Source organism: Polyangium sp. y55x31 (assembly GCF_029946505.1).
Classification (GTDB): domain Bacteria; phylum Myxococcota_A; class Polyangia; order Polyangiales; family Polyangiaceae; genus Polyangium.
The window spans coordinates 13606-33900 of the sequence record NZ_JARZHG010000053.1 but is presented as its reverse complement, the minus strand read 5'-3'; the positions used below and the strand labels follow the sequence as shown (position 1 = coordinate 33900).

At 69.6% G+C, this 20295-nt stretch carries 18 protein-coding genes; 4 read left to right on the top strand and 14 right to left on the bottom strand.

All coding sequences use genetic code 11. The features are described from left to right. Positions 1-38: 38 nt before the first annotated feature. Genes QHF84_RS46055 through QHF84_RS46045 form a run of 3 tightly spaced genes read right to left on the bottom strand, consistent with a single transcriptional unit; the run spans position 39 to position 2368 of the window. The gene (locus QHF84_RS46055) at positions 39-584 is read right to left on the bottom strand and encodes a hypothetical protein (protein ID WP_281319996.1); all 546 of its coding nucleotides are present in this window, start codon (positions 582-584) and stop codon (positions 39-41) included. Then, positions 585-1328 carry a 3'-5' exonuclease gene (locus tag QHF84_RS46050; protein ID WP_281319995.1) on the bottom strand — a complete coding sequence of 248 codons (744 nt, stop codon included), beginning with the start codon at positions 1326-1328 and terminating at the stop codon, positions 585-587. It abuts the gene before it with no gap. After that, positions 1325-2368, bottom strand: coding sequence for a thioredoxin domain-containing protein (locus QHF84_RS46045; protein WP_281319994.1), 1044 nt, complete (start codon positions 2366-2368; stop codon positions 1325-1327). The genes QHF84_RS46050 and QHF84_RS46045 overlap by 4 nt, the downstream gene beginning before the upstream one ends. 129 nt (positions 2369-2497) lie before the next feature. Here QHF84_RS46045 and QHF84_RS46040 point away from each other — a divergent pair, with 129 nt between their 5' ends. Next, entirely contained in the window at positions 2498-3241 is a 744-nt protein-coding gene (locus tag QHF84_RS46040) for a response regulator (protein ID WP_281319993.1), read from the top strand. Here QHF84_RS46040 and QHF84_RS46035 read toward each other — a convergent pair. The 4 genes from QHF84_RS46035 to QHF84_RS46020 form a co-directional block, all read right to left on the bottom strand. Continuing rightward, entirely contained in the window at positions 3204-4388 is a 1185-nt protein-coding gene (locus QHF84_RS46035; RefSeq protein WP_281319992.1) for a metallophosphoesterase, read from the bottom strand. The two genes, QHF84_RS46040 and QHF84_RS46035, sit on opposite strands and share 38 nt — an antisense overlap. A 57-nt stretch (positions 4389-4445) precedes the next feature. Continuing rightward, complete coding sequence (locus tag QHF84_RS46030) at positions 4446-5327, bottom strand: hypothetical protein (RefSeq protein WP_281319991.1); 882 nt, start codon at positions 5325-5327, stop codon at positions 4446-4448. A gap of 278 nt (positions 5328-5605) precedes the next feature. Then, positions 5606-7675 (bottom strand): hypothetical protein, encoded by a 2070-nt coding sequence (locus QHF84_RS46025; protein ID WP_281319990.1) that lies wholly within the window; start codon positions 7673-7675, stop codon positions 5606-5608. Between the two features lie 48 nt (positions 7676-7723). Then, positions 7724-9589: a SpoIVB peptidase S55 domain-containing protein gene (locus QHF84_RS46020; RefSeq protein WP_281319989.1), complete on the bottom strand. Its 1866-nt coding sequence runs from the start codon at positions 9587-9589 to the stop codon at positions 7724-7726. A 234-nt stretch (positions 9590-9823) separates the two neighbouring features. On the opposite strand from QHF84_RS46020, the gene QHF84_RS46015 reads away from it, so the two are divergent. Further along, positions 9824-10075, top strand: a complete 252-nt coding sequence (locus QHF84_RS46015) for a hypothetical protein (RefSeq protein WP_281319988.1) — start codon at positions 9824-9826, stop codon at positions 10073-10075. A 9-nt stretch (positions 10076-10084) separates the two neighbouring features. Here the strand turns inward: QHF84_RS46015 and QHF84_RS46010 are convergent, their stop codons facing one another. Together QHF84_RS46010 and QHF84_RS46005 are read right to left on the bottom strand one after the other, a co-directional pair. Continuing rightward, positions 10085-10831, bottom strand: a complete 747-nt coding sequence (locus QHF84_RS46010; RefSeq protein ID WP_281319987.1) for a hypothetical protein — start codon at positions 10829-10831, stop codon at positions 10085-10087. A 128-nt stretch (positions 10832-10959) separates the two neighbouring features. After that, the gene (locus QHF84_RS46005; RefSeq protein WP_281319986.1) at positions 10960-11880 is read right to left on the bottom strand and encodes a Uma2 family endonuclease; all 921 of its coding nucleotides are present in this window, start codon (positions 11878-11880) and stop codon (positions 10960-10962) included. A gap of 110 nt (positions 11881-11990) precedes the next feature. On the opposite strand from QHF84_RS46005, the gene QHF84_RS46000 reads away from it, so the two are divergent. Together QHF84_RS46000 and QHF84_RS45995 are read left to right on the top strand one after the other, a co-directional pair. Continuing rightward, positions 11991-13322, top strand: a complete 1332-nt coding sequence (locus QHF84_RS46000; RefSeq protein WP_281319985.1) for a serine/threonine-protein kinase — start codon at positions 11991-11993, stop codon at positions 13320-13322. A gap of 15 nt (positions 13323-13337) precedes the next feature. Beyond that, positions 13338-15620: a DUF2169 domain-containing protein gene (locus QHF84_RS45995; protein WP_281319984.1), complete on the top strand. Its 2283-nt coding sequence runs from the start codon at positions 13338-13340 to the stop codon at positions 15618-15620. Positions 15621-15642: 22 nt separating this feature from the next. Here QHF84_RS45995 and QHF84_RS45990 read toward each other — a convergent pair whose 3' ends face one another. From QHF84_RS45990 to tssI, 5 genes are read right to left on the bottom strand one after another with little or no spacing between them, the layout of a single operon-like run. Beyond that, positions 15643-16623, bottom strand: a complete 981-nt coding sequence (locus QHF84_RS45990; RefSeq protein WP_281319983.1) for a hypothetical protein — start codon at positions 16621-16623, stop codon at positions 15643-15645. Beyond that, entirely contained in the window at positions 16620-16994 is a 375-nt protein-coding gene (locus tag QHF84_RS45985) for a hypothetical protein (protein ID WP_281319982.1), read from the bottom strand. The genes QHF84_RS45990 and QHF84_RS45985 overlap by 4 nt, the downstream gene beginning before the upstream one ends. A 4-nt stretch (positions 16995-16998) precedes the next feature. After that, positions 16999-17841, bottom strand: a complete 843-nt coding sequence (locus tag QHF84_RS45980; RefSeq protein WP_281319981.1) for a DUF4123 domain-containing protein — start codon at positions 17839-17841, stop codon at positions 16999-17001. Then, positions 17838-18206 carry a PAAR domain-containing protein gene (locus QHF84_RS45975; protein ID WP_136928789.1) on the bottom strand — a complete coding sequence of 123 codons (369 nt, stop codon included), beginning with the start codon at positions 18204-18206 and terminating at the stop codon, positions 17838-17840. Before QHF84_RS45975 ends, QHF84_RS45980 begins: the two co-directional genes overlap by 4 nt. Before the next feature lie 3 nt (positions 18207-18209). Continuing rightward, on the bottom strand, positions 18210-20285 hold the full coding sequence (gene tssI, locus QHF84_RS45970; RefSeq protein ID WP_281319980.1) for a type VI secretion system tip protein TssI/VgrG: 2076 nt from the start codon (positions 20283-20285) through the stop codon (positions 18210-18212). Positions 20286-20295 lie beyond the last annotated feature (10 nt).

Sequence of the window (20295 nt, the reverse complement as noted above, 5' to 3'; positions counted from 1 at the left end):
GATCGCTCCGCAGGCGAGAAAAAACGCGTTTGGCAGGGCTAAACGTGACGTTCCGGAGCCTGCTTTTCGGCCGGATGGCGGCGCGAATATCCCAGGCGAGCGCCCCCATACCCGAAGAGCGCGCCGAGCCCGCCGAGCAAGACGAGCAGGCCCGCCCAGGTCGGGGCGCCGGGACCCGGCGCGGGCGCGGCCGCCGCGAGCGCCCAGGCGAGGGCGGCCGCGACGAACCCGCCCACCGCGCCCTCCTTCGGCCCCGCCTTGCCGCCGAACCGACCCACGAGGAATCCGCCCGCGAGCGAGGCGATCAAAAACCCCGCGAGCTGCAAGCCGATGAACGCGAGCTGCGCGGAGAACGGCACGGCCATCTTGGCGTCCGCGGGCGCCGAGACGCCGAGCTCGGCCCGATCGACGATCCGCGCGCCGAGCTTCGCCGCGATCGCCGCGAGCGGCAGCCAGACGAGGAACGTCGCGACCGCGCCGATCCCGGACCAGTGCCAGGGCGGCCGATCCTCGGCGTCCGGCGCGTCCGGCGGCGGGCCCGCTTGTACGAGCGGGAGGCGTCGCTTCTTGTCGGGCGCCGTCACCTAGCTCGGCCTGCGCCAGCGCGCGCGGGCCTCGTCCTGCATGCGGAGGAGCCGGCGCTGCTCCTGGATGAAGCTGCCGTAGGCGCGGGGGACCCGCGAATCCTTGGCGAGCGCGTAGAGCACGCGCAGCGCCGCCTCGGCGTCGTCGGTGGCGCGGTGCGCGTTGACGAGCTCGATGCCGAGCAGCGCGGCCATGTCGCCGAGCGCGCGGCTGCCTTCGTGCTTGTAGAGCTCGCGGGCGAACGTGAGCGGATCGATCCAGTCGACCTCGCGGCGCATCGCGGGCGGCGGGTTTTCGGGACGAACCGAGGCGCGCTCGAGCTCGGCGAACAAGAAGCCGCGGTCGAAGACGGCGTTGTACGCGGCGGGGATCGCGCCCGCGAGCGTTGCGAGGAGCTCGCCGGCGATCTCGGAGAACGCGGGCTTGCCGGCGACGTCTTCGTCGCGGATGCCGTGGACGGCGGTGGACTCGGCGGGGATCGGGCGGCCGGGGTTCACGAGCCAGCTATGGCGCGCGACCACGTCGCCGCGGATGCCGATGACGACGGCGACCTCGACGAGCCGATCCTGCTGGGCGTTGCGGCCGGTGGTCTCGACGTCGAGGAAGGCGATCGGGTGATCGATCCACGGCGCGCTCGCGTCGAGCTCGGAGGCGACGCCGACGGCGCGCACCTTGAGCAGGTGCGCGATGCCGGGGTAGTGCCGCCCGGTCGGGAAGCAGCCGCAGGGATCGGCGACCTTCATTTCTTCGCGGGACCCGAAGACGGAGCTGCGGAGCCTGCCGCGGGGATCGCGGAGCCTGCCGCGGGGATCGCGGAGCCGGCCGCGGGCACGGCCGAACCGGCCGCGGGCACCGCCGAACCTCCGGGCTTCGCGGGGGCCGGCGCCGGCTTGATGCCCGCGAGCTCGAGGTCGAGCTTGATCCACTCCTCGAGGTCTCCGTAGAGGTCGGTGAGTTTGCCGAGGTCGACCTCACGGCCGTTGATGAAGACCGTGGGCGTGCCCTGCAGGCCCACGCCGTCGGCTTGCTTCTTGTCCTTCTCGATGCGGCCGATCGTGTCGTCCGAGCCCATGTCCGCGCGGAACTTCGCGACGTCGAGCTCGAGCTTCTTCGCGTACCGTTCGAGGTCCGACTGCTCCAGGCGATCCTGGTTGTCGAAGAGGAGATGGTGCATCTCCCAGAACTTGCCTTGCTTGAAGGCCGCGTTCGCCGCGCGCGCCGAGATCTCCCCGTGGGGGTGGCTGGAGAGCGGGTAGAACTTGTAGACGGCGCGCACCTGGCCCGGGAACCGCTTCACGAGGTCGTCGACCACCGGGTAAAACGCGCGGCACGCGGGGCACTCGAAGTCGGCCCACTCGACGATCGTCACGGGCGCGTCGGGCGGACCGAGCTCGGGAGAGCCGTCGGTCACCAGCGTCCGGACCTTCTTGGCATCGAAGCGAGCCGTGTACGCTTCCTCGCGCTCTTGCTTGCTACGACCGGCTTGCACCTGTTTGAGCAGAAACTGTGCGGCGGGAAAACACGCCTTGCAGGGCCGGTTCTCCTGGATGCACTGGGTGATCGGGACCGGCGTCTCGGCGCAAGGGGCGAGCAGCGTCGAGACCTGGGCCGTCCACTCGCGTCGCTCGCGTGGTGTGAGCTGACCGAGCTCGATTCCAGGGACGCTCGGATCCGGCGCGGCCGACGGGGCCGGCTTCGATTCGCTCCGGTCGGACGAACCATGACACCCGCCGCCGCTCCCGAGGAGAGCCAAGAGGAGAGGCGACCATCGCAGTAGGGCCATCGCGGCGCGAGCTTAGTCGGACCCTTCGCGAGGCGCTAGCCCCGTAGCTCCATGGGCGAACCGGGGTTTGGGGCGTCGCACGGTTTGCCGAGCGTAGCCCCATCGCCCGACTGGGTGTAGCGTGTGCGCGTGCGGAGCATCTGCTATCGGTTTCCCGACCCTCGGCAGTTCGAGCAGATGATCGGTTCGGCCGGGGATTCCGAGCTCGAGCTCGGGCTTCCTTCCGGCGAATCGGTGGAAGACGGCGAGTGGGTGCTCGCCATCTTCGACGTCGGCCCGGAGAGACGGGCCACGTCCGCGGCGGCGCGCGCCTCGATCGGCCCCGAGGGTCCCATTCTCGCGTTCGAACCTCGCGACTGGCGCAGGCTCGCGGACTTCGCGGCGATCGAGGCGTTCCATCGCCCCTCGTCGCGGCCGCCGGCGCGCGCCTCGCAGCCAGACATCGAGCTGCCTCCGAGCCTGCCGCGCTCGTGGCCGCCGCGCGCCGGTGAAGGCGCGCAGATCCTCGTCGTCGACGACGACCCCGACATCCGCGACGTCGTGAGCGCGATGCTCGAAGCCGTGGGCCTCGTCGTCACGACCCGCACGAGCGCGGAGGAAGCGCTCGAGACCGTGCAGCGCGAGCACTTCGATCTGCTCGTGCTCGACTGGAACCTGCCGAAGATGACGGGCATCGAGCTCTGCCGGATGATCCGGCGCGACCTCAACGTCGCGCTGCCGGTGCTGTTCTTGACGGCGAACGCGTCGAGCCAGGACATGGTCGAGGCCTTCGCGAGCGGCGCCGACGACTACGTCGTCAAGCCCTTCCGCGCGCCCGAGCTCGGCGCGCGTATCTTCAGCTTGCTGCGCCGGACCGTAGTTCGAGGAGCGTGATCTCCGCGGGCGCGCCGACGCGCATCGGCGGGCCCCAGTAGCCCGTCCCGCGGCTCACGTAGATCTGCGTCTCGCCGAGACGATCGAGCCCCGCGACGAACGGCTGCTGCAGCCGCACGAGCATCGTCGCGGGGAAGATCTGCCCGCCGTGCGTGTGGCCGCTGATCTGCAGACCCACGCCGTGCGCGGCGGCCTCGAAGATCTGGCGCGGCTGGTGCGCGAGCAGGATGAGCTCGCGGTTCGGATCACGTCCTGCCACGGCCTTCGCCATGTCGGGCCCGTGGCCCTTCACGTACGAGCCGCCGGTCCAGTCGTCGACGCCCGCGAGGTCGAAGCTCGCCACGCCTTCGCCGATCGATACGTGCTCGTTGCGAAGCACGCGCACGCCGATGCGGCCGAGCTCTTCGATCCACGCCTCGACGCCCGAGTAGTACTCGTGGTTGCCCGTGACGAAGTAGACGCCGTACTTCGCGCGGAGGTCCGCGAGCGGCGCGACGTGCTCGCGCAGCGCCTCGACCGAGCCGTCGACGAGGTCACCCGTGATGACGACGACGTGCGGGTCGAGCGCGTTCACGCGGCCGACGATCTCCGCGAGCCACGCGCGCCCGATCGTCGGGCCGATGTGCACGTCCGTGAGCTGCACGATGCGCAGGCCCGTGAGCTCCTTCGGCAACCTGCCGAGCGCCACGTTCACCTTGCGCACCGCGACCTCGCCGAGCGCCTCCGCCGCGCCCGAGCCCGCGAGGCCGAACGTGATCATGCCGGCCGAACCGGCGATCGTGCGCGAGAGGAACTTGCGCCGCGCTTCGTCGAGCGGGCGCGAGGCGAGCTTCGAGAGCGCGTGCACCGCGGCGCGCATGGGCTCGCTGACGAGCAGCGTCGAGACGAGCAGCGCGGCCAGCCCCATCCACGTGTACACGACGAACGAGACGATCGCGCCCGCCGAGCGCGGCAGGAGGCGCACGACGAACATCGACACGGGCAGCGCGACGCCGAGCGCGACGAGCACGCGCTTCCCCCACGTCTGCACGCGCTCTTGCAGCGCCGGCGCGCGCAAGAGCCGGTGCCAGAGGTAGTAGTGGATCGCGAAGACGAGCAGGGCGAAGACGGCGAGGAAGATCGCGTACTGGAGGACGGAGCGCTGCACGGTCGGAAGGATGCCACGCGTTCGCGCGCGGCGCTCCGTCCGGGCCGCTCGATCACACTACTTCACACAGACGCCGATCCCGTCGGGGAAGCTGTTCGCCCCGCCCTGGCAGAACATGCCATCGGGGCAGTCGTTGCCACCCGTGTGGCAGAGCGCGAGGCACTTCTTGAAGGCGGCGACGCAGAGGAAACCCGCGGCGCACGGGCACTCGCCGTCGAGCCCGCTCGCGCCGGGCGCCACGCAGCTCGTCGTGCCGTCCTCGCGCACGAGCGTGCACGTGAGGCCCTCGGGGCACGAGGTGTCGTCGAGCAGCGTGCACTCGGTCGCGGGGATGCACACGGGGATGGTGAGCGGCGGGTCGTTCGCCACGTCGTCGGCCATCGGCGCCGGCGCGCAGTAGGTGTCGGCGGGACACGCCTCGACCGCGCCGCAGCAGTAAGGCCTGCACGAACCCACGCTCGATCCGGTGAGCGCGCAGCCGTGCCCCGGCGCGCAGTCGCTCGCGCGTGTGCACGGGTCGCCGGTCTTGAAGGTGCCCGGCGTCAAACACTGGGCTGACGCGCCGTCCGCGGTCGGCACGATCTGACACGCGACCTGGGGCGTGCCGTCGGGGTTCATCGCGACGCTGCAGCCGAGCGCGCTCTCGCTCGACATGCACCCCTCGCCGCAGAGGTGCGTGTACGACGTGCTGCCATCGGGCGGCGGGTTCGGCGGGGGAAAGTCGATGCCGCCCGTGGTCCCGCCGGAGCCGTCGACCGTCGGCGCCGGCGGGTTCCCTTCGCCGCCGGCCGTGGTCCCGTTGTCTTCGTCATCCAGGCTGGTCGACCGCTCGTAGGAGGAGGCGAGGAGCTGGAGGTTGCACGCGACGCCGAGGACAGACGTCGCCGCGAGCGAGGAAAGCAGGAAGAGGGAGTGGAGGAAGCGCTTCGTAGAGGCCATGGCAAGAAGGGGTGCGAGCGCGGGAAGGAATGCCCGAGTTTATCACCACGCCTCATTCACGTCCCGTGCCGCGGGTCGCTCGCGCAAGGGAGCGACGCGTCGGGATCCACCTCCACCGCGAGATGCGGCACGAACGGCTCGGCGGGTCCTTTCGAGGTGGGGAGCCTCGGGCGCCTGGGCATGACGTCCGTGTCGTGGCGCGAGGTCGAGGCACATCGCGCGCGCCCCCTCCCCGCTCCCGTGGCAAGGAGAGGGGAGGGCGTCAGGAAGTCGTCGGATTACTTCGCTTCGACGTCGCGCGTGACCACGTTGCCGGCGCTGTCGTAGACGCGGACGGCCACGATGTGCGCCCCGGGCGGGACGATCGAGGCGACATCGACGTCGAAGGCCTCGGAGGGCTCGTCGAGCACGCCGTCGCTCGGGAAGAGCGGGCGCCACTCGTCGGAGCCGGCGATCGAGACCTCGATGCGCGCGATCGGGCCGAGGCCGTCGACGACCTCGCCCTTGAGCTTGCGGCCCTGGAGCGCGAGCGACTTGTAGACGGGCGGCGTGTTGTCGACGAGGACCGTGGCCGACTCGAGCGAGTGCTTCTGCACGCGGTCGGGCGGGTTCGAAAGCTCGTCCGTCGCCTCGACGAGGATGCGGTACGGCCCCTCGGGCAGGCCCGTCGTGTCCCAGTCGAGCTCGGGCCGCGTGAGCTTCTCGCCCGGCTTCTGCACGCTGCGCCAGGTGTTCTGGCCTTCGAGGCGGTAGGAGACGCGGTAACGCAGGTCGTCCTGATCGGGGTTGTCGACGCGCCACGAGAGCTTGATCGAGCTCGACGGACGCGGCGACTCGCCGCCCGAGGAGACGATGCCCATCTTGCCGCTCTTGCTGCCGCTGTTCCGCGCCGTCGCGTCGATCGAGGTGATCACCGCGCGCGCGTTGTCGGTGACGAAGTAGAGCGTGACCTCGCGCAGCACCGCCTTCGGGTCGCGGCTCCATCGCGCGCGGATCTGCACGTAGCGGCCCGCCGGGCTCTGCACGTCGCCGGGCGCGCCGAGGCCCGCCGACCACGCGCTCCACGTCGCGTCGGGCGTCTCGGTGTTGCCGCTGCGCGTGGAGAGCTCGAGCTGACCCTCCGAGCGCCACGCGAGACGGCCGAACGTCGCGCGCAGGCCCGCGTCGAGCACCTTGCTCGTCCACACCGCGTCGGCGCCGCCCGTGCCCTTGATCTCGCGGAACACCACGGGGTCCGTCGTCGCGAGGAAGCGCTGCTTGCCGCTCACCACGACGGCGCCGATCTGCCGCTCGTCCGTGTCGGCGACGAGGCTCGCGACGTGCGCGTCGTCGACCGTGTAGAGACGTCCCTCGGCGCCCGTGCCCACGTACGGCGCGCCCGTGTCGTCGATCGCGAGCGAGACGTAGTGCGTCTCGTTGTCCGTGAGGAGCTGCTCGGCGATGCCGTCCTTGCCGAAGCGGTAGAGCATGCCCTTGCCGGGCTTCGAGGGCCGCGTCGACTGCGGGCCGGCCGGGCCCGACTTGTTGCGCTTCGGCGGCGCGAAGCTCTCGCCCATCTTGTTCGCCACCACGAACATCGCGCCGTTCTTGCCGAACGCGATCGCCTTCACCTCGTCGGCGTCGAAGTCGTACGCGACCGTCGCGCGGCCCGGGCCCGTGATCTTGTAGAGCAGGCCTTTGCCGTTCGAGCCCGCGTAGAGCGTGCCGTCCTCGGCGACCGCGAGCGAGACGATGTGCGCCTCTTCGCTGTCGAAATGCACCTGCGACTTGCCCGCCTGATCGACGCGGAAGATCTTCCCCTCGGGGCCCGTCGCCGCGTAGAGCGATTTCGACTTCGCGTCGAACGCGAGCGCCCAGACGTCCTCCGCGCCCGGCAGATCGCCGAACGCCGCCGCGGGGCCGCCGTTGCCGCCGCCCGCGGGCAAACGATAGAGCTTGCCGTCGGGGAACGTCCCCGCGATGACGTCGCCGTTCCAGGCGACGACCATCGAGCTCACGGCCATCGCGCCCGTCGTCGCGACGAGCGTGGCCTTGCCGCCCGAGACCTTGAAGATCTTGCCGTCGCTGCCGGTGCCGAGCAGCACCGAGCCGTCGGGCAGCACGACCGAGCTCCACACGCTGCTCGCGTCCTGCACGGGGAGCGAGCCGAGCGTGAGGCCTGCGCGCACGTTGCCGTTCGAGTCGACGCTGACGCCGGTCAGATCGCCGCCCTTGAGCTCGTCGATCGTATCGAGCTGGAAGGTGCGGGTGCCGACGGCGGAGGCCGTCTTCGCGGGGACGACGGCGGCAGCGAGGACGAGCGCGCCGATGCCGAGGCGCGCGATCTTTCCGGACGAGAGGGATGTCATGCGTGGGGCTTTCTTCGGGGCGGGGAGGAGGAATCTTCGTTTGAGAGATCAGCGCAAGACGTTGCGGACTTTCACGCGCACGGTGTCGCGACCGACCATGAATTGCTTGAGCGGCACGGCAGACTGCACCTGCGCGACGAACGTCTCGGGCGTGTCGGAGTCGACGCTCGATCGGAGCGTGTCGAGCGCGCCGGCGGGCAAGCGCGAGGCGATCTTGCCCTTGTAGGACGCGCCGTTCTCGCGCAGCCGGAACGAGGCCACGACGCTCTCCGGATCGAAGGTCTGGTTCGGCAGGTTCGCCACGAGCTGCGCCACGTTCTCGGGCGAGGGCAGCGGGCGCTCCACCTCGTAGCCGGGGGCGAGCTCGATCTCGACCTCGCGGCCCGCGAGCTCCGTGGGCACGTCGACCTCGATGACCTTCGTCTCGATCTTGCCCTGGAAGCGCTGCAATTCGAGCTGGATGTGCACCTTCGCGCCCGCGTCGATCTCGGGCTCGAGGATCTTCGCGCCGCGCAAGGTCACGACCTCGCGCTCGTAGGAGACCTTGACCTCGGTCTCGACGCCTTCGATCGACACCGGCTCCCAGGGGTTGTTCAAGAGCGAGCCGATCGCGCGCACGAGGCGGCCGCGCACGAAGTCCTCGGCGCCCGGGGGATTGCCGTTGCCGGCGCCGAAGTCCGTGAGCGTGATCGTCCCCCAGCGGCCGATCTTCAGCTTGCTCGTGGCGCGGTAGGTGAGGTCGTTGCGCTCGGAGGCCGAGGTCTCGAACGCATTGCCGATCGCCATCGCGACGAACGTGGGCGAGAGGAACTGATCCTGCGCGACCTCCATGTTCCACGTCGGATGCGGCACGCCGCCGGGCGCGGTGATCGTGACCTTCATCGGGAAGACGGGCGCCTTCACGGACGAGTCGACGACAATGGCGGCCTGGCGATCGTTCACGAGCGCGCCGACGGAGCGCACGGCCTCGCCAATTTTGAAGCTCCGGTTCTGGCTCGCCATGATCCAGTGCACGCGCGCGACGGCCGTGGGCAGGGCCTCGATGCCGCCGCCGAGCATGGGGTGACCGAAGGCGACGAGCTTGTCGCCGCTCACGCGCGTGACCGTGCCGAGGCCCATCGCGGAGATGTCGCCGCGGATCATCTCGACGCCGATCGCGCCGCCGTCGACGAACTTCGTGGGCGCGTCGGGCGAAGGCTTCGTCGACGACCCGCCGCCGGCCTGGAGCGGCTCCATGCCCATCGGCCCGAGCAGGTTCTGCGCGATCTTGAGCGACGTCCCCGAAAGCCCGCCGAGCATGATGGGCGTCGAGGCGCGGGCGAGCGCGCTGCCCTCGGGCGGCGCGAGCAAGCTCGACGCGCGTGACGCGAGCTGCGTCGCGTGTCCTTGCAGATCGTATCCCTCGGGCGTGCCGTGGAAAGCGCGCGCGTGTTTGTCGCGCTTGACCCTGCCGTCGTCATCGGCGGCGGGCAGGGGGCCTTTGCCGGGAATGGGCATGATGGCCTTCGGCATGGGGCGCGCGAGCTCTTCGAGCATCGATTTGATGGGCGTGACGCCGGCGATGGGCTCGACGCCGAAGAGCCAGCCATAGGCGTAGGCGCCGATCATCTTGCCGTTGAGATAGATGGGGCTCCCGCTCATGCCGCCGACGGTGCGGGCGACATCGAGGCGCGGGTGGTTCGGCGTCTTGATCAGGATGAGATCCTGGTTGGGCCGGAAATTCTTGAGGGTGGAGATGACCTCGACGTCGAAGCGCTCGGGGTTCGTTCCGGAGAACACGGTGAGGCCGTAGCCCTTCATGCCGGGTTTGACCTCGGAGAGGGGCAATGTATCCGGCGGGTCCGTGACGGCCTCGGCGACGCCCACGCCCACGAGGGCGCTCGTGATCACGCCGAGGGCGAGGCCCACGGGCACGACGCGAGATCCAGGGAGGCGGTCGAGGAACGAAGATCGTGGAGAGGCGGGTGGTGCTGTGTCGCGGACGGGGATGGGGCTTCTCGGCACGCGCAGAGCTTAGCGTGAAAATGGAGCGGGGACAGAGCCGCGAGCGTGGATCGATCGTGGTGATCGGGCCGGGTTCGTGGGAAAGGGCGCGAAAGGTCTGCGAAGTCGAGGCGAGGCGCCTCCGCCCGCGCTACGCTCGGGCGCGTGTCCGGCAAGGACGTTGCCGTCGTCGCCCTCCTGATCCTGGGGTTCGCCTCGTTCGTGACCACGCACGTGTGGCTCGCGGCGAAGCTGATTCTCCGCGGCTCGTCACGCCTGCGCGGGACGCTCGCGCTCTTCGTGCCGCCGCTCGCGCCGATCTGGGGATATCGGCAAGGCTTCCGAAAAGGAGCCGCGCTCTGGGTGGCCGCGCTGCTCACGTACGTGGCGGCGCGCGTCGTCGCGCAATTCGCGTGAGCAGACGGCCTAACGCGTGAGGGGCTCGGGCGCCTGCTTGACGTGGCGCTCCCAGACGAGCTTGCTCGCGCCCTCGGCGACCCATCGATCGCGGACCTTCTTGGCGGCGTCGCGGTGCTCGGTGGCGACGACGGCAAACCCCTGGACGAGGCACGTGCCCGGGAACGATTGGTAGGCGGCGATGGCGCCGACGTAATCGTCGCGGCCGAGCAAGCTGTCGAGCCTGCCTTCGACGAGGTCGACGATCATGGGGCGGATCTCGGCGCCGACGCTCTGGGTCATGCGGACGCGCTGGCGCTCGCCGATGCGCACGCCGTTCGCGTCGGCGATGGGCGTGGCCATGTCGATGAACTTGGCGAGGCAGGCCTCGGGCTCGTTCGGGCCTTCGATGGTCGTGTACCAGATGGAGGCGACGGCGTAGTGATCGTCGCCATAACGATACGAGGCGCGGGTGGGGTGGCCGAAGATGCGGACCCTGCGCCAGTTTTTCCAGTCGGCGAGGGGGACGTGGAGGGTGTTCCAGAAGTCGCGGCGAAAGCCCCAGGGCTCGGCGGTGAGGCGAGCGAGGGCCGCGCTTTCGGGGTCGTCGGCGTCGCCGCCGGGATTGGCGCTGGTGACGGTCTTGGGGGTCGGCGGCGCGCCGGGGGGCTGCGTGTTCGTCTGCGAGGCGCATCCCTCGGCAGCGAGGAGAAGTGCAAGAAGAGGAAGCAAACGCGGCAGCGACATGGCGAGCCCCTCGGGGTGAACGAGCTTCAAGGCTAGCAGGTAGACGAACGTCGCGCGGGGAGCACGCAGAGGGGGACGCGGGATCGTGGGAGGTTGCGCGCGGCGTCAGAGGAGGTCGCGGACATCGCGGGCGTGGTCAGGGGACCTCGCGGGCGCCGTCATGACTTGCCGCCGCGGAGCCGATCGAGTTCCGCCTGCAGCGCAGCCGCTCGCTGCTCGGCCTCGTCGGCCCGCGTGCGCTCCTCGTCGGCCCGCGTGCGCTCTTCGTCGGCCCGCGTGCGCTCTTCGTCGGCCCGCCTGCGTTCTTCGTTGGCCCGCCTTCGTTCCTCCTTGGCCCGCTTGCGTTCCTCCTTGATCTGACGCTTCGCCTCTTCCAGCGCGCGTTCGTCCTCTTCGCGTCGATGCACGAGGCCGTCGACCATCGATTCGAGCTGGCCGATGATCTCCTCCGATTCCAGGAGCGGCGTGCCTCCGACGACGAATCGCAGGCGGCCTTCCACGAGCATCAAGTCGAGGCCCAGCAGCGCGGAAGCATATCGCCCCCCTTGCGGCACGATGGGCTGGTAGACGCGCGCCCCTGGGGACGTGAGCCGATGGCCGCGCAGGATCTGCCGGCCGCGGTCGAAGATGAAGTACTCCGGGATCCCGAACTCGGCGTAGAGCGCGACGTTGCGCTCGTGATCTTTGCGTTTGTCACCCTCGACGTGCACTTCGAGCACGAAGTCGAGCCCCTTGCCTTCCGTGGCGACGACCCACTTGGTCCGCGGATGCGGGTCGACGTCGAGGACGGCCAGGACATCGGGCACGATGCGCGGGCGGTCGGGGTAGTACGTCGCGAGCTCCGACGAGAGGTAGACCCTGCGCCCGGTGCGGCGGAAGAAGCGGCCGAGCGCGTCGAGCGTGCGCTCCTTGGCCTCGCGGTGCGGGTCGCCCTCGGGCGCCATGATGTCCACGGGGACCTCGGACGGGAGCATGTCCACGACGCGCCGCCGATCCTCGTCCGACAAGGACTTCCAGACCTCCTCGGGAGGGGCACGCGGGTCCTCGGGGTCCACGGTGAACGCGAGCGGCTGCGTCATGGGGGAAACGTAGCATGGCGGGTCTCGCCTATCGTCGGCGCGCGCCGCGCCGCGGGTGTGTCGCCGAAGGCGGGTGTGTTAGCGTCGCAAACGCGAGTTTTTCCGCCCGCATGAGCACCGAGAGCGTCAACAAGAGCCCCACCGGCGTCTCGGCCGAGCCGAAGGCGCCCGAGATGGGGGACGTCGTCGCGGGCAAGTACCGCGTCGAGCGCGTGATCGGGAAAGGCGGCATGGGGCTCGTGGTCGAGGCCCAGCACACGACGCTGCCTCAGCGCGTCGCCATCAAGATCCTCCTGCCCGAAGCGGCCAAGCAGGGCGATGCCGTGGAGCGATTTCTCCGCGAGGCCCGCGCCGCCGTGTCGATCCAGAGCGAGCACGTCGCGCGCGTGATGGACCTCGGCACGCTCGAGTCCGGTCTGCCGTACATGGTGATGGAGCTGCTCACCGGCGCCGATCTGCAAGAGATCGTGCGGCAGCGCGGGCCCTTGCCCATCGCGCAGGCGATCGACGCGGTGCTGCAAGCGTCGGAGGCCATCGCCGAGGCGCACGCGCTCGGCATCATTCATCGCGACCTCAAGCCCGCGAACATCTTCGTCACCACGCGGCCCGATGGATCGCCGCTCGTGAAGGTGCTCGATTTTGGCCTCGCCAAGGCGACGCGGGCCGACGCGCTCTACACGAGCCTCACCGCGGCGAACGTGATCATCGGCTCGCCGTTTTACATGTCGCCCGAGCAGATCCGCGGCCTCAAAGGGCTCGACGCGCGCACCGACATCTGGGCGCTCGGCGTCATCCTGTATCAGATCCTCACCGGCAAGCGGCCCTTCGAGGCCGAGGCGACGCACGCGCTGTTCCTGATGATCGGCGGCGATCCGCCCGCCCCGCCGCGCTGGCAGAGGCCCGAGATTCCCGCCGGGCTCGAGGCCGTCGTGCTGCAATGCCTCGAAAAGAAGCCGAGCGATCGGCCGCAATCGATCGCCGAGCTTGCGCGGCTCTTGCTCCCGTTCGCCTCCGAGGAGGGGCGCATTTCGGTGGAGCGTATTCATCGCCTGCAAGGTGTCGCGCCGCCGCAGCGTCCGCCCTCGATTATCGACGGGACCCAGAAAGGCGCGGCGCTCGAGCAGGCCGTGCGGCAAGCGTTTGGCGAGGTCTCGCTGTCGGACAATGCGACGACGCTGAAGCGCCCGGTCAAGGCGCCCCCACCCGAAGTGCCCGCCGCGCCGCCCGCGCCCGCGCCCGCGCCTGCGGCTCCCGCGGCTCCCGTGGAGGAACTGAATGCGCGCAATGGCGCCACGGTGGTGATCCCGAGGCCTCCGCCGATGGCTCCGGTCCCCCTCGTCGACACGCCGAAGCCAGCGTCGCGCGGACTCGCCGTCGTCGTGGTGGTCGCGGTCGTGATTCTCGTCGTGATCGCTGCGGTGCTCGCCTTGCGCGCGTGGTGATACCGTCGGCGGGCCATGGACGTCGTCGCTCAAGGTCCGCTGCCCGTCGCCTCGCTCCTCTGGCAATCGCGCCCCGGTACGTGGGCGCTCACGGTGATCTGCAAGGCGACGTTCCTGCTCGTGCCCACCGAGGCGCAGCTCGCGCCCGAGCAGGATCCGATCGTCGAGCAGGACGAGCACTGGGACGACGACGAAACACGCAGCCTGCGCGCCGCGAGCGACATCGTCCCGCTCAAGCCACGCGCCGACGTCGTGCTCGTGGGTATGGCCTTCGCGCCCGAGGCGCGCCCCGTGCGCTCGCTCGTGGCGCGGATGATCGTCGGCGACATCGACAAATCGATCGAGGTGTTCTGCGACCGCGCCTTCACGCTCGACGGCGCGCTGCAAGAAGGGCCGCGCTTCACGCGGATGTCGCTCCGTTACGAGCGCGCCGGCGGCGGGCCCGAGACGTGGAACCCCGCGGGCATGCGGCCCGATGCGCGCGACAGGCAAGGCCGCATCGCCGTGCCCAACTTGCAGCCGCTCGACAAGGTGGTGAACAGCCCGGGGGATCTGCTCACGCCGGTAGGCTTTGGTCCGATCGCGGCGCGCTGGCCCTCGCGGCAGCAGAAGCTCGGTCGTCACGCAGGTCGTTGGAGCCCCACCGATCTCGCGCGCGCGCCCGCGCCGGAGGACATCGAGATCGCGTACTACCAGGTCGCGCCGCCCGATCAGCAGGTCGACGCCTTGCGTGACAACGAGCGCATCGTGCTCGACAACCTGCACCCGAAGCACGCGCACCTCGTGACGAGCCTGCCCGGCCTGCGGCCGAAGGCCGTGCTGTCGGGGCGCGAAGGCGGACCGCGCGTGATCCCGATGCGCGCCGATACGCTGGTGATCGATACGGAGCGCGCGGCCATCGTGGTGACGTGGCGGGCGCAAATCCCGCTGCGAAGCGCGCAGGAAGAGGGACGCGTGACCGTCAGCCTGGAGCACGCGGAGAAGGAGCCTTTGCCACGCGAGGAGATGGGCAAGACGACGGCGTTCGTCCGCGACGAGGAAGGGCCGGCCACGTTGCCCTTCAAGGCGACCTCGCCGGACGCGGTCGTCACCTTCGCGCCGGCGCCGCCGCGTTCTCCGCTCGATCGGCCACCTTCGGAGGGGACGGTGGCCATCGATCCGGGGGAGCTGCCTTCCCCCGCGGCGGCGCTGCCCTTCGCGGCGACGACGCCGCAGAGCCCGGTCCCACAAGGGCCGAAGCCACCTGCGCTGATCTTCGCGACGCCCGCGCCCGAGCCCGCGCCGGCGGCGAGCCCGTGGGCGAGCGGGGTGCCGCAGGTGCCTCCGCCGGAGGCGCCGGGGACGGTGGTGCATGCGCGGGCGCCGGAGCCGATCGTTGCTGCTCGAAAGACCATCGGCGAGGCCGTGGTCGAGGGCGGGCTGCCGGTCGCGGTCGCGGCCGGGAGCGCGACGCCTGCCGTCGAGGCGCCGGGCTTCGCGGTCGCGCCGTCGGCGAACGGGGGCATGTCGCCGAGCGATGCGCTGCTGCTCGTGTGGCTCGATCGCAAGACCATGCCGCGCGTCGTGCGCAAGCGCGCTTGGCAGGAGATCCTCGACGCGCGCGAGGAGGAGCCGATCGATCCGGAGTTCGACGATCCGGCCCTCTTCAAGGACCCGGCCGAGATGGAGGACCGCGCAGAGGCGCACGTGATCCTCGGCCGTGCTGCGGCCGTGAGCTTCGAGGGGCTGCTCGACGCGGCGATGCGGGCGGCGAAAAAGGCCCATGCGATTCCGCCCCTCGAGGTCTGCGAGGGCGAGCTCTCGCTGCCGTTTGATCCCATCGAGGCCTTGAAGACGACGGCGGCGACGGCGAGGCCGTTCGCGGCGGGAAAGGAGGCGCTCTCCGCAGCCGTCCAGGAAGCCGAAGGGTTCATCGGCTCGCCGGGTTATCAGAATGCGCCGGGCCTCGCGGAGCGCTTCACCCGGAACATCCGCGAGGCATATGCGTTGAGCGCGCACGGGCTCGGCGGGGACGACCTCGACGTGCTCGTCGCGCGCGCGCTCTGCGAGGGCCGGCATTACCAGCGGCGCCGGGTCCTCGGCGGAAACCACCTGCGCGCGCTCCTGCGGGCGCCCGGCGAGCGGCACCCGCTGGTGGTCTATTTGCCGGCCGCCATCGCGGACGATCTGCCGCTCTTCGGGCAATTCCCGGCGCGGGTCCTCGGCGAGGTGCATTTCGCGGTCGACCCCGAGGAGAAGCTCCCGATCGCGCTGCGGGCCGTGGCGCTCGGGCGGGTCGTGCGGCTGCCGCAGGCTTGACGCGCATCTCGGGATTGCCGGCTCAGATCTCCGTCACCCACTGGTAGCAGTGTGCGCAGGGCGGCTTGTATTTGAGATCGAAGTCCGTGGCGTAGGTCTTGATTCGCCGTAGGGGCACTCCGCGCAGCAAGAGCTGAACTGCCGCGTCGACCTCTGCGCAGACGTAGACTTCCCAGTCCTCGACCTTCTGGATGCCAGCGAGCGTCGCGCGCAGCGGTTCGAGCACCTTGGCATGAACCTCCGCCGCTTTCGTGCAGCGGATAATCCCTTCCTTGTCCCGAAAGAAGGCCTGAAGGTGGTGGTTTCCCACGGAGCTGATCCCGAACGCCATCGTGTCCGTGCCTTCCACGACCGCCGTGCAGAGCGTGGGGTTTTCGCTGACGATGGCTTCCAGCGCCTTGGGATCGTTGAAATGGTTTCTGTGAGCCTTCGCGAGCGCGGCCATTTCTTGCTTGTGCTTCTGAGCGAGCGCCTCCTGTTCCTTCTTCTTGGCCGCGATCTCGTTCTTCTTCGACTCGAGGCCCTCCGCCATCTTCTGCTTGTTTAGCCGGGCCCGTTCCTCCGCCTCGTTCTGGCCCTCGAGATCCTTCCGTTTCCTGTCGACGAATTCCTTGAGCGGGAGGAGCGCGCTCTCCCACTTTTTGTAGAACGTGTTCCACACCGACTGGACGTTCGTGTCGCTCTCGCTCGCCTTCTTTACACTCTCCAGGTCTTTATAAAGTTCCGCGATGACCGCCCCAGTCCAGATGTCTTGCTCGAAGCTGACGGCCGCGCGCACCATCTTCTCGACGTTGTCCGCGCGCAGCCAGATCTCCTTGGGGGTGGCCTTCTTTCTCGCGGGTGCGCTCGACGACGGCTTGGCGACCTTGCCCGCGGCACATGGGACGCTCGTGCTGAGCGGCGTCGGGGGGAGCGCGTCAGAGGCAGCGTTGATCATGCTCGTCGCCGCCGTCGAGGTCGTCGACGTGGTGGTCGTGGTGGTCCGGGGATCGGGGTGCATCATCGCGCCGTCACCTCCGGGCCCGAGGCCTCGCGCCATTCCTCTTCGGTGAGCCTGTCGCGGAGCGCGGCGATTCGCTCGTCCGGCGGGATCGTCTCGTCCGTCAGAATGGCGCGCACGGCCGGGTGCTCGTGAAACCTCGGCCCCACGACGATCGAGAGCCCCACGAACGCGCCGAGCGACGATTGCCACGTGAGCCTGAACGATCGCCCCTGCGCCACGCCCGCGCGGATGGCCGCGCGGAGGTGCGCGTCGTCGAGGCGATGAATCTCGGGTTCGGGACGCTGGCGGAGGAAGACGAAAATGCGCTCGACGAGCGCGTCCTCCACCAGCGGTTCGAAGGCCTTTCGCTGCCCCCGGCGCAACGTCAGCATCGCCCTATCCCTCCTGTCCCAGCCGCAGAAGCTCGTTCGTGGCGCCCTCGACGAAGAACGATTCGATCTCCGTCCCCAGGATCTCGCTCCGCTGTCGCGGCGTACATGCCGGCCAGAACAGTCGCAGGACGCGCGGGTCATAAAAACGGAAATACATCCGCTTGCCCGTCTCCTCGTCCCGCACCATGAGCGACCGGCGCAGCCTTTGGCGGACCTCCTTGAAGGGTCGCTCGCTCGTCAGATACACGCCCCAGCTCTCGCCCCACGCGTCCTCCACGAGCACGGAGAGCAGCGGCGAGCCCGGCTGGAGTTGCACGAGGTACGGCGCCACCTCGGCGAGGGCCTCGCCTTTCTGGCCTTCGTAGAGCGAACGAAATTCCTCGTCGCATGCGGCGAGCAAGGCGCGGACGCGCCGATCCCGGGCCGCATCCAGAATGGCGAAGAGATGCTTCTCCTGCGACAGCACCACGAGCGCCTCCCGGCGCGCCGAAAGCATCTCCGGCGAAGGCGGCGTCCCGGGCGGCGCCGGTGGTAGCTCCGACCGGAGATCCTCGCTGCGGATGCGGAACAGAAACCGCGTCCCGCCCGCGCCGATCCACGCGCCGTTCTTCAGCTCGGCCTCGTCCACGTGCTTGCCGTCGAGCTCCGTCCCTTGCCGGCTCCGGTCGCGCAGGCGGCACGTGGCGCCGTCCCATTCGAGATCGAAATGCGCCAGGGCCATTTTCTCGTCGTGCGCCAGGATCAGATCCGCCCGCCCGCCGCGCCCCACGCAAAATGGCCGGCCCACCGGGAGCCGCACCCGCTCCCCCGACGATCGCCCCGTGACGATGTAAAGAACGGCCTTCATGGCTCCCCGCTCGGCCCGGCGAGCGAGCTCGGCTCGCATTCCTCGCAGAAGGGCAAACCCAGCGCCGCGGCCAGGAGCAGCACCTGGATCTGCGGCGTCGTGCCGATGTTCACCGTGGCAAATCCCGTGCTGATCACCGCGCCGTCCACGGCCACATCGTCGACGCGCGCGGCCGGCATTCCGCCGATGAACACCGTCTCGCAACCCTTGGCGATCTCGCTCGGCACCTCCTGGCAAAGGATCTCGTCCTCGACCCGCGCGGCCGGCTGAAAGCCGATGATCACCGTCGGGCACCCTTCCGTGATGATGCCCGCGCCGTGGACCTCGCACGTCAGCTCGTCGTCGATGCGCGCAGCGAGGGGCATGGCCTAGCTCCCACCTTGGCCGGACGTACCGCCGGTGCCCGTGCTCGAATTCCCCGCTGGCGCGCCGGGCGGCCTGTCGCGGGGCTCGGCCTCCATCGCGTCCTCGGGCGCGTCGGGGGAGGCGCCCTTGCCGAAGGCCGGAAAACCGCCGCTGTTGATGTTGACGAGGAGCCCCACGATATCGATGCCCATCGGGTGGAAATCGATGAAGCCCGCCGGTCCCTTGATGGTCAGCCGCAGCCCGGCTTCGAGCACGAGCGTCATGCCCGCCTTGAGGTGAATCTCCTGCCCGGCGTCGAGCGCGTAATCGGTCCCCACCTTCTCCTGCTTGCCCATCTTCACGGTCAGCGAGACCCCGCCGTCGACCTGGCTGCGCTGGTCCATCTTCACGTGCAAATGGTCCGCCGATTCGATGAGCTGCTTGCGCGCGCCCTTCACCACGAGGTCCGACGTGCCGTCCACCGTCTCCATCTTGTTGTGCTGCGTGCGGAGCACCTCGTCGTTCTTGACGAGCTTGTGCAAATCCCGCTCGGCCTGCACGTAGACGCGCTCGGATCCGGCCTTGTCGTCGAATTTGATCTCGTTGTAGCCGCCCGTGGCCGGCGAGGATTGGCTCTTCCACGTGCTCACGGTCATGTCGTCCGGCAGCTTGTAGGGCACCTGCTCGATCGCATTGTAGACGCGGCCCGTCACGACCGGCCGATCCGGATCGCCGTCGAGGAACGTGACGAGCACCTCCTGGCCGACGCGCGGAATCGTGATCATCCCGTACGCCGTGCCGGCCCAGCCCTGGCTCACGCGCATCCAGCACGAGGAGCGGTCGTCGTTTTGGCCGTCGCGATCCCAGGGGAATTGCACGCGGACGCGGCCGAATTCGTCGGTATGGATCTCCTTGCCCGGCGGTCCCACCACGGTCGCGCTCTGCACGCCGAAGACCCGCGGGCGCGGCGACTTGATCGGCGGGCGGTAGGGCGCGGCGGGGTCGGCGAAGACCGCGGCGCCGGTCATGGTCCATTCGTCGCCCGGCGTGCCTTCCACGGAGAACGACGAGACGAGCAGTCGCTGGCTCGGCCCGAGCGACGGGTGCAAATGGTCCTCGATCGTGAAGACCGCGCCGGGGAAAAGATCGAGGGTGTTCGTGTTGAACGTGACCCGGCGTTTGTCGGCGCGGAGCGATTGCAGGCGGCGCGTGGCGAGGTCGGTCCCGTATTTGGGGTCGTGCCGGGCGATGGCCTGATCGTCCGCCACCGGCGTGCCACCGCCGCCCATCGTGCCCTCCACGAGGAACGCGCCCGGGCCGTAGGTGTATTGCTCGTATTTGCTCTCGGGCCCGGTCGCGGCAGGTTCGGCCGTGCCGAGGAGCGGGAAGGAGGGCTTTCGGAAATCGTGGTCGCGCATCACGTGCGCGCCGGGCCGGACCTCGTGGCCGAGGCGGACGAGCGAGAGGAATTCGCGCTGCGCGGCCTGGTTCGGGTTGTCGACGAAAGGAATGGCCGGGCGCGGCGCCGCCGCGTGCAGCTTGTCGCCGAACGTGAGCACGGAGCCCGCGCCGCCCTGGTCCGAAAACCAGAACGTGATGCCCGCCTCTTCGAGCAGGCGGCAGAGGAAGGTATAATCGCTCTCGCCGTATTGCACCTTGAATTCGAGCTTCGGGTAGAGCCCTCGATCGATCTGCCACGTCGGCTCGACGCCCCACTCGCGGAGCAACACGTCGGCGATGTCGGGAATGGAGAGGTGCTGGAAGATGCGGTGGTTCGTGCGCTGGGTGAGCAGCCAGAGATCCGGCACGATGTGCAGGTAATAGGTCGAGAGCCCGGTTTGCTCGGTCTGCGCCTGGGATTGCTCGATGTAGCTGCACACGCCTTTCCAGGTGCGGGTGCCCTGGTCTTTCACGTAGGTCCAGCCGGCCACGATGTGGAGCGAGGCGGGCTTGCCGACGATCGCCTCGAGGTCGAGGTCCGGCCGCTGCGCCCGCGCCACGACGGACACGTGGAAGAGCTCGGACAGGGCCTCCTGCACGGAGAAATTGTGCACGGAGAGCTTCGCTCCGCCCGATAACGTGAGTTCGAGGATCGGCATACGTGTCCCT

Coding starts and splice junctions, on each gene's coding strand:
- QHF84_RS46045 (WP_281319994.1), bottom strand. CDS start 2,368: ATGGCCCTACTGCGATGGTCGCCTCTCCTCTTGGCTCTCCTCGGGAGC.
- QHF84_RS46005 (WP_281319986.1), bottom strand. CDS start 11,880: ATGACGCAGCCGCTCGCGTTCACCGTGGACCCCGAGGACCCGCGTGCC.
- QHF84_RS46025 (WP_281319990.1), bottom strand. CDS start 7,675: ATGACATCCCTCTCGTCCGGAAAGATCGCGCGCCTCGGCATCGGCGCG.
- QHF84_RS45985 (WP_281319982.1), bottom strand. CDS start 16,994: ATGCTGACGTTGCGCCGGGGGCAGCGAAAGGCCTTCGAACCGCTGGTG.
- QHF84_RS45995 (WP_281319984.1), top strand. CDS start 13,338: ATGGACGTCGTCGCTCAAGGTCCGCTGCCCGTCGCCTCGCTCCTCTGG.
- QHF84_RS45975 (WP_136928789.1), bottom strand. CDS start 18,206: ATGCCCCTCGCTGCGCGCATCGACGACGAGCTGACGTGCGAGGTCCAC.
- QHF84_RS45990 (WP_281319983.1), bottom strand. CDS start 16,623: ATGATGCACCCCGATCCCCGGACCACCACGACCACCACGTCGACGACC.
- QHF84_RS45980 (WP_281319981.1), bottom strand. CDS start 17,841: ATGAAGGCCGTTCTTTACATCGTCACGGGGCGATCGTCGGGGGAGCGG.
- QHF84_RS46050 (WP_281319995.1), bottom strand. CDS start 1,328: ATGAAGGTCGCCGATCCCTGCGGCTGCTTCCCGACCGGGCGGCACTAC.
- tssI (WP_281319980.1), bottom strand. CDS start 20,285: ATGCCGATCCTCGAACTCACGTTATCGGGCGGAGCGAAGCTCTCCGTG.
- QHF84_RS46000 (WP_281319985.1), top strand. CDS start 11,991: ATGAGCACCGAGAGCGTCAACAAGAGCCCCACCGGCGTCTCGGCCGAG.
- QHF84_RS46030 (WP_281319991.1), bottom strand. CDS start 5,327: ATGGCCTCTACGAAGCGCTTCCTCCACTCCCTCTTCCTGCTTTCCTCG.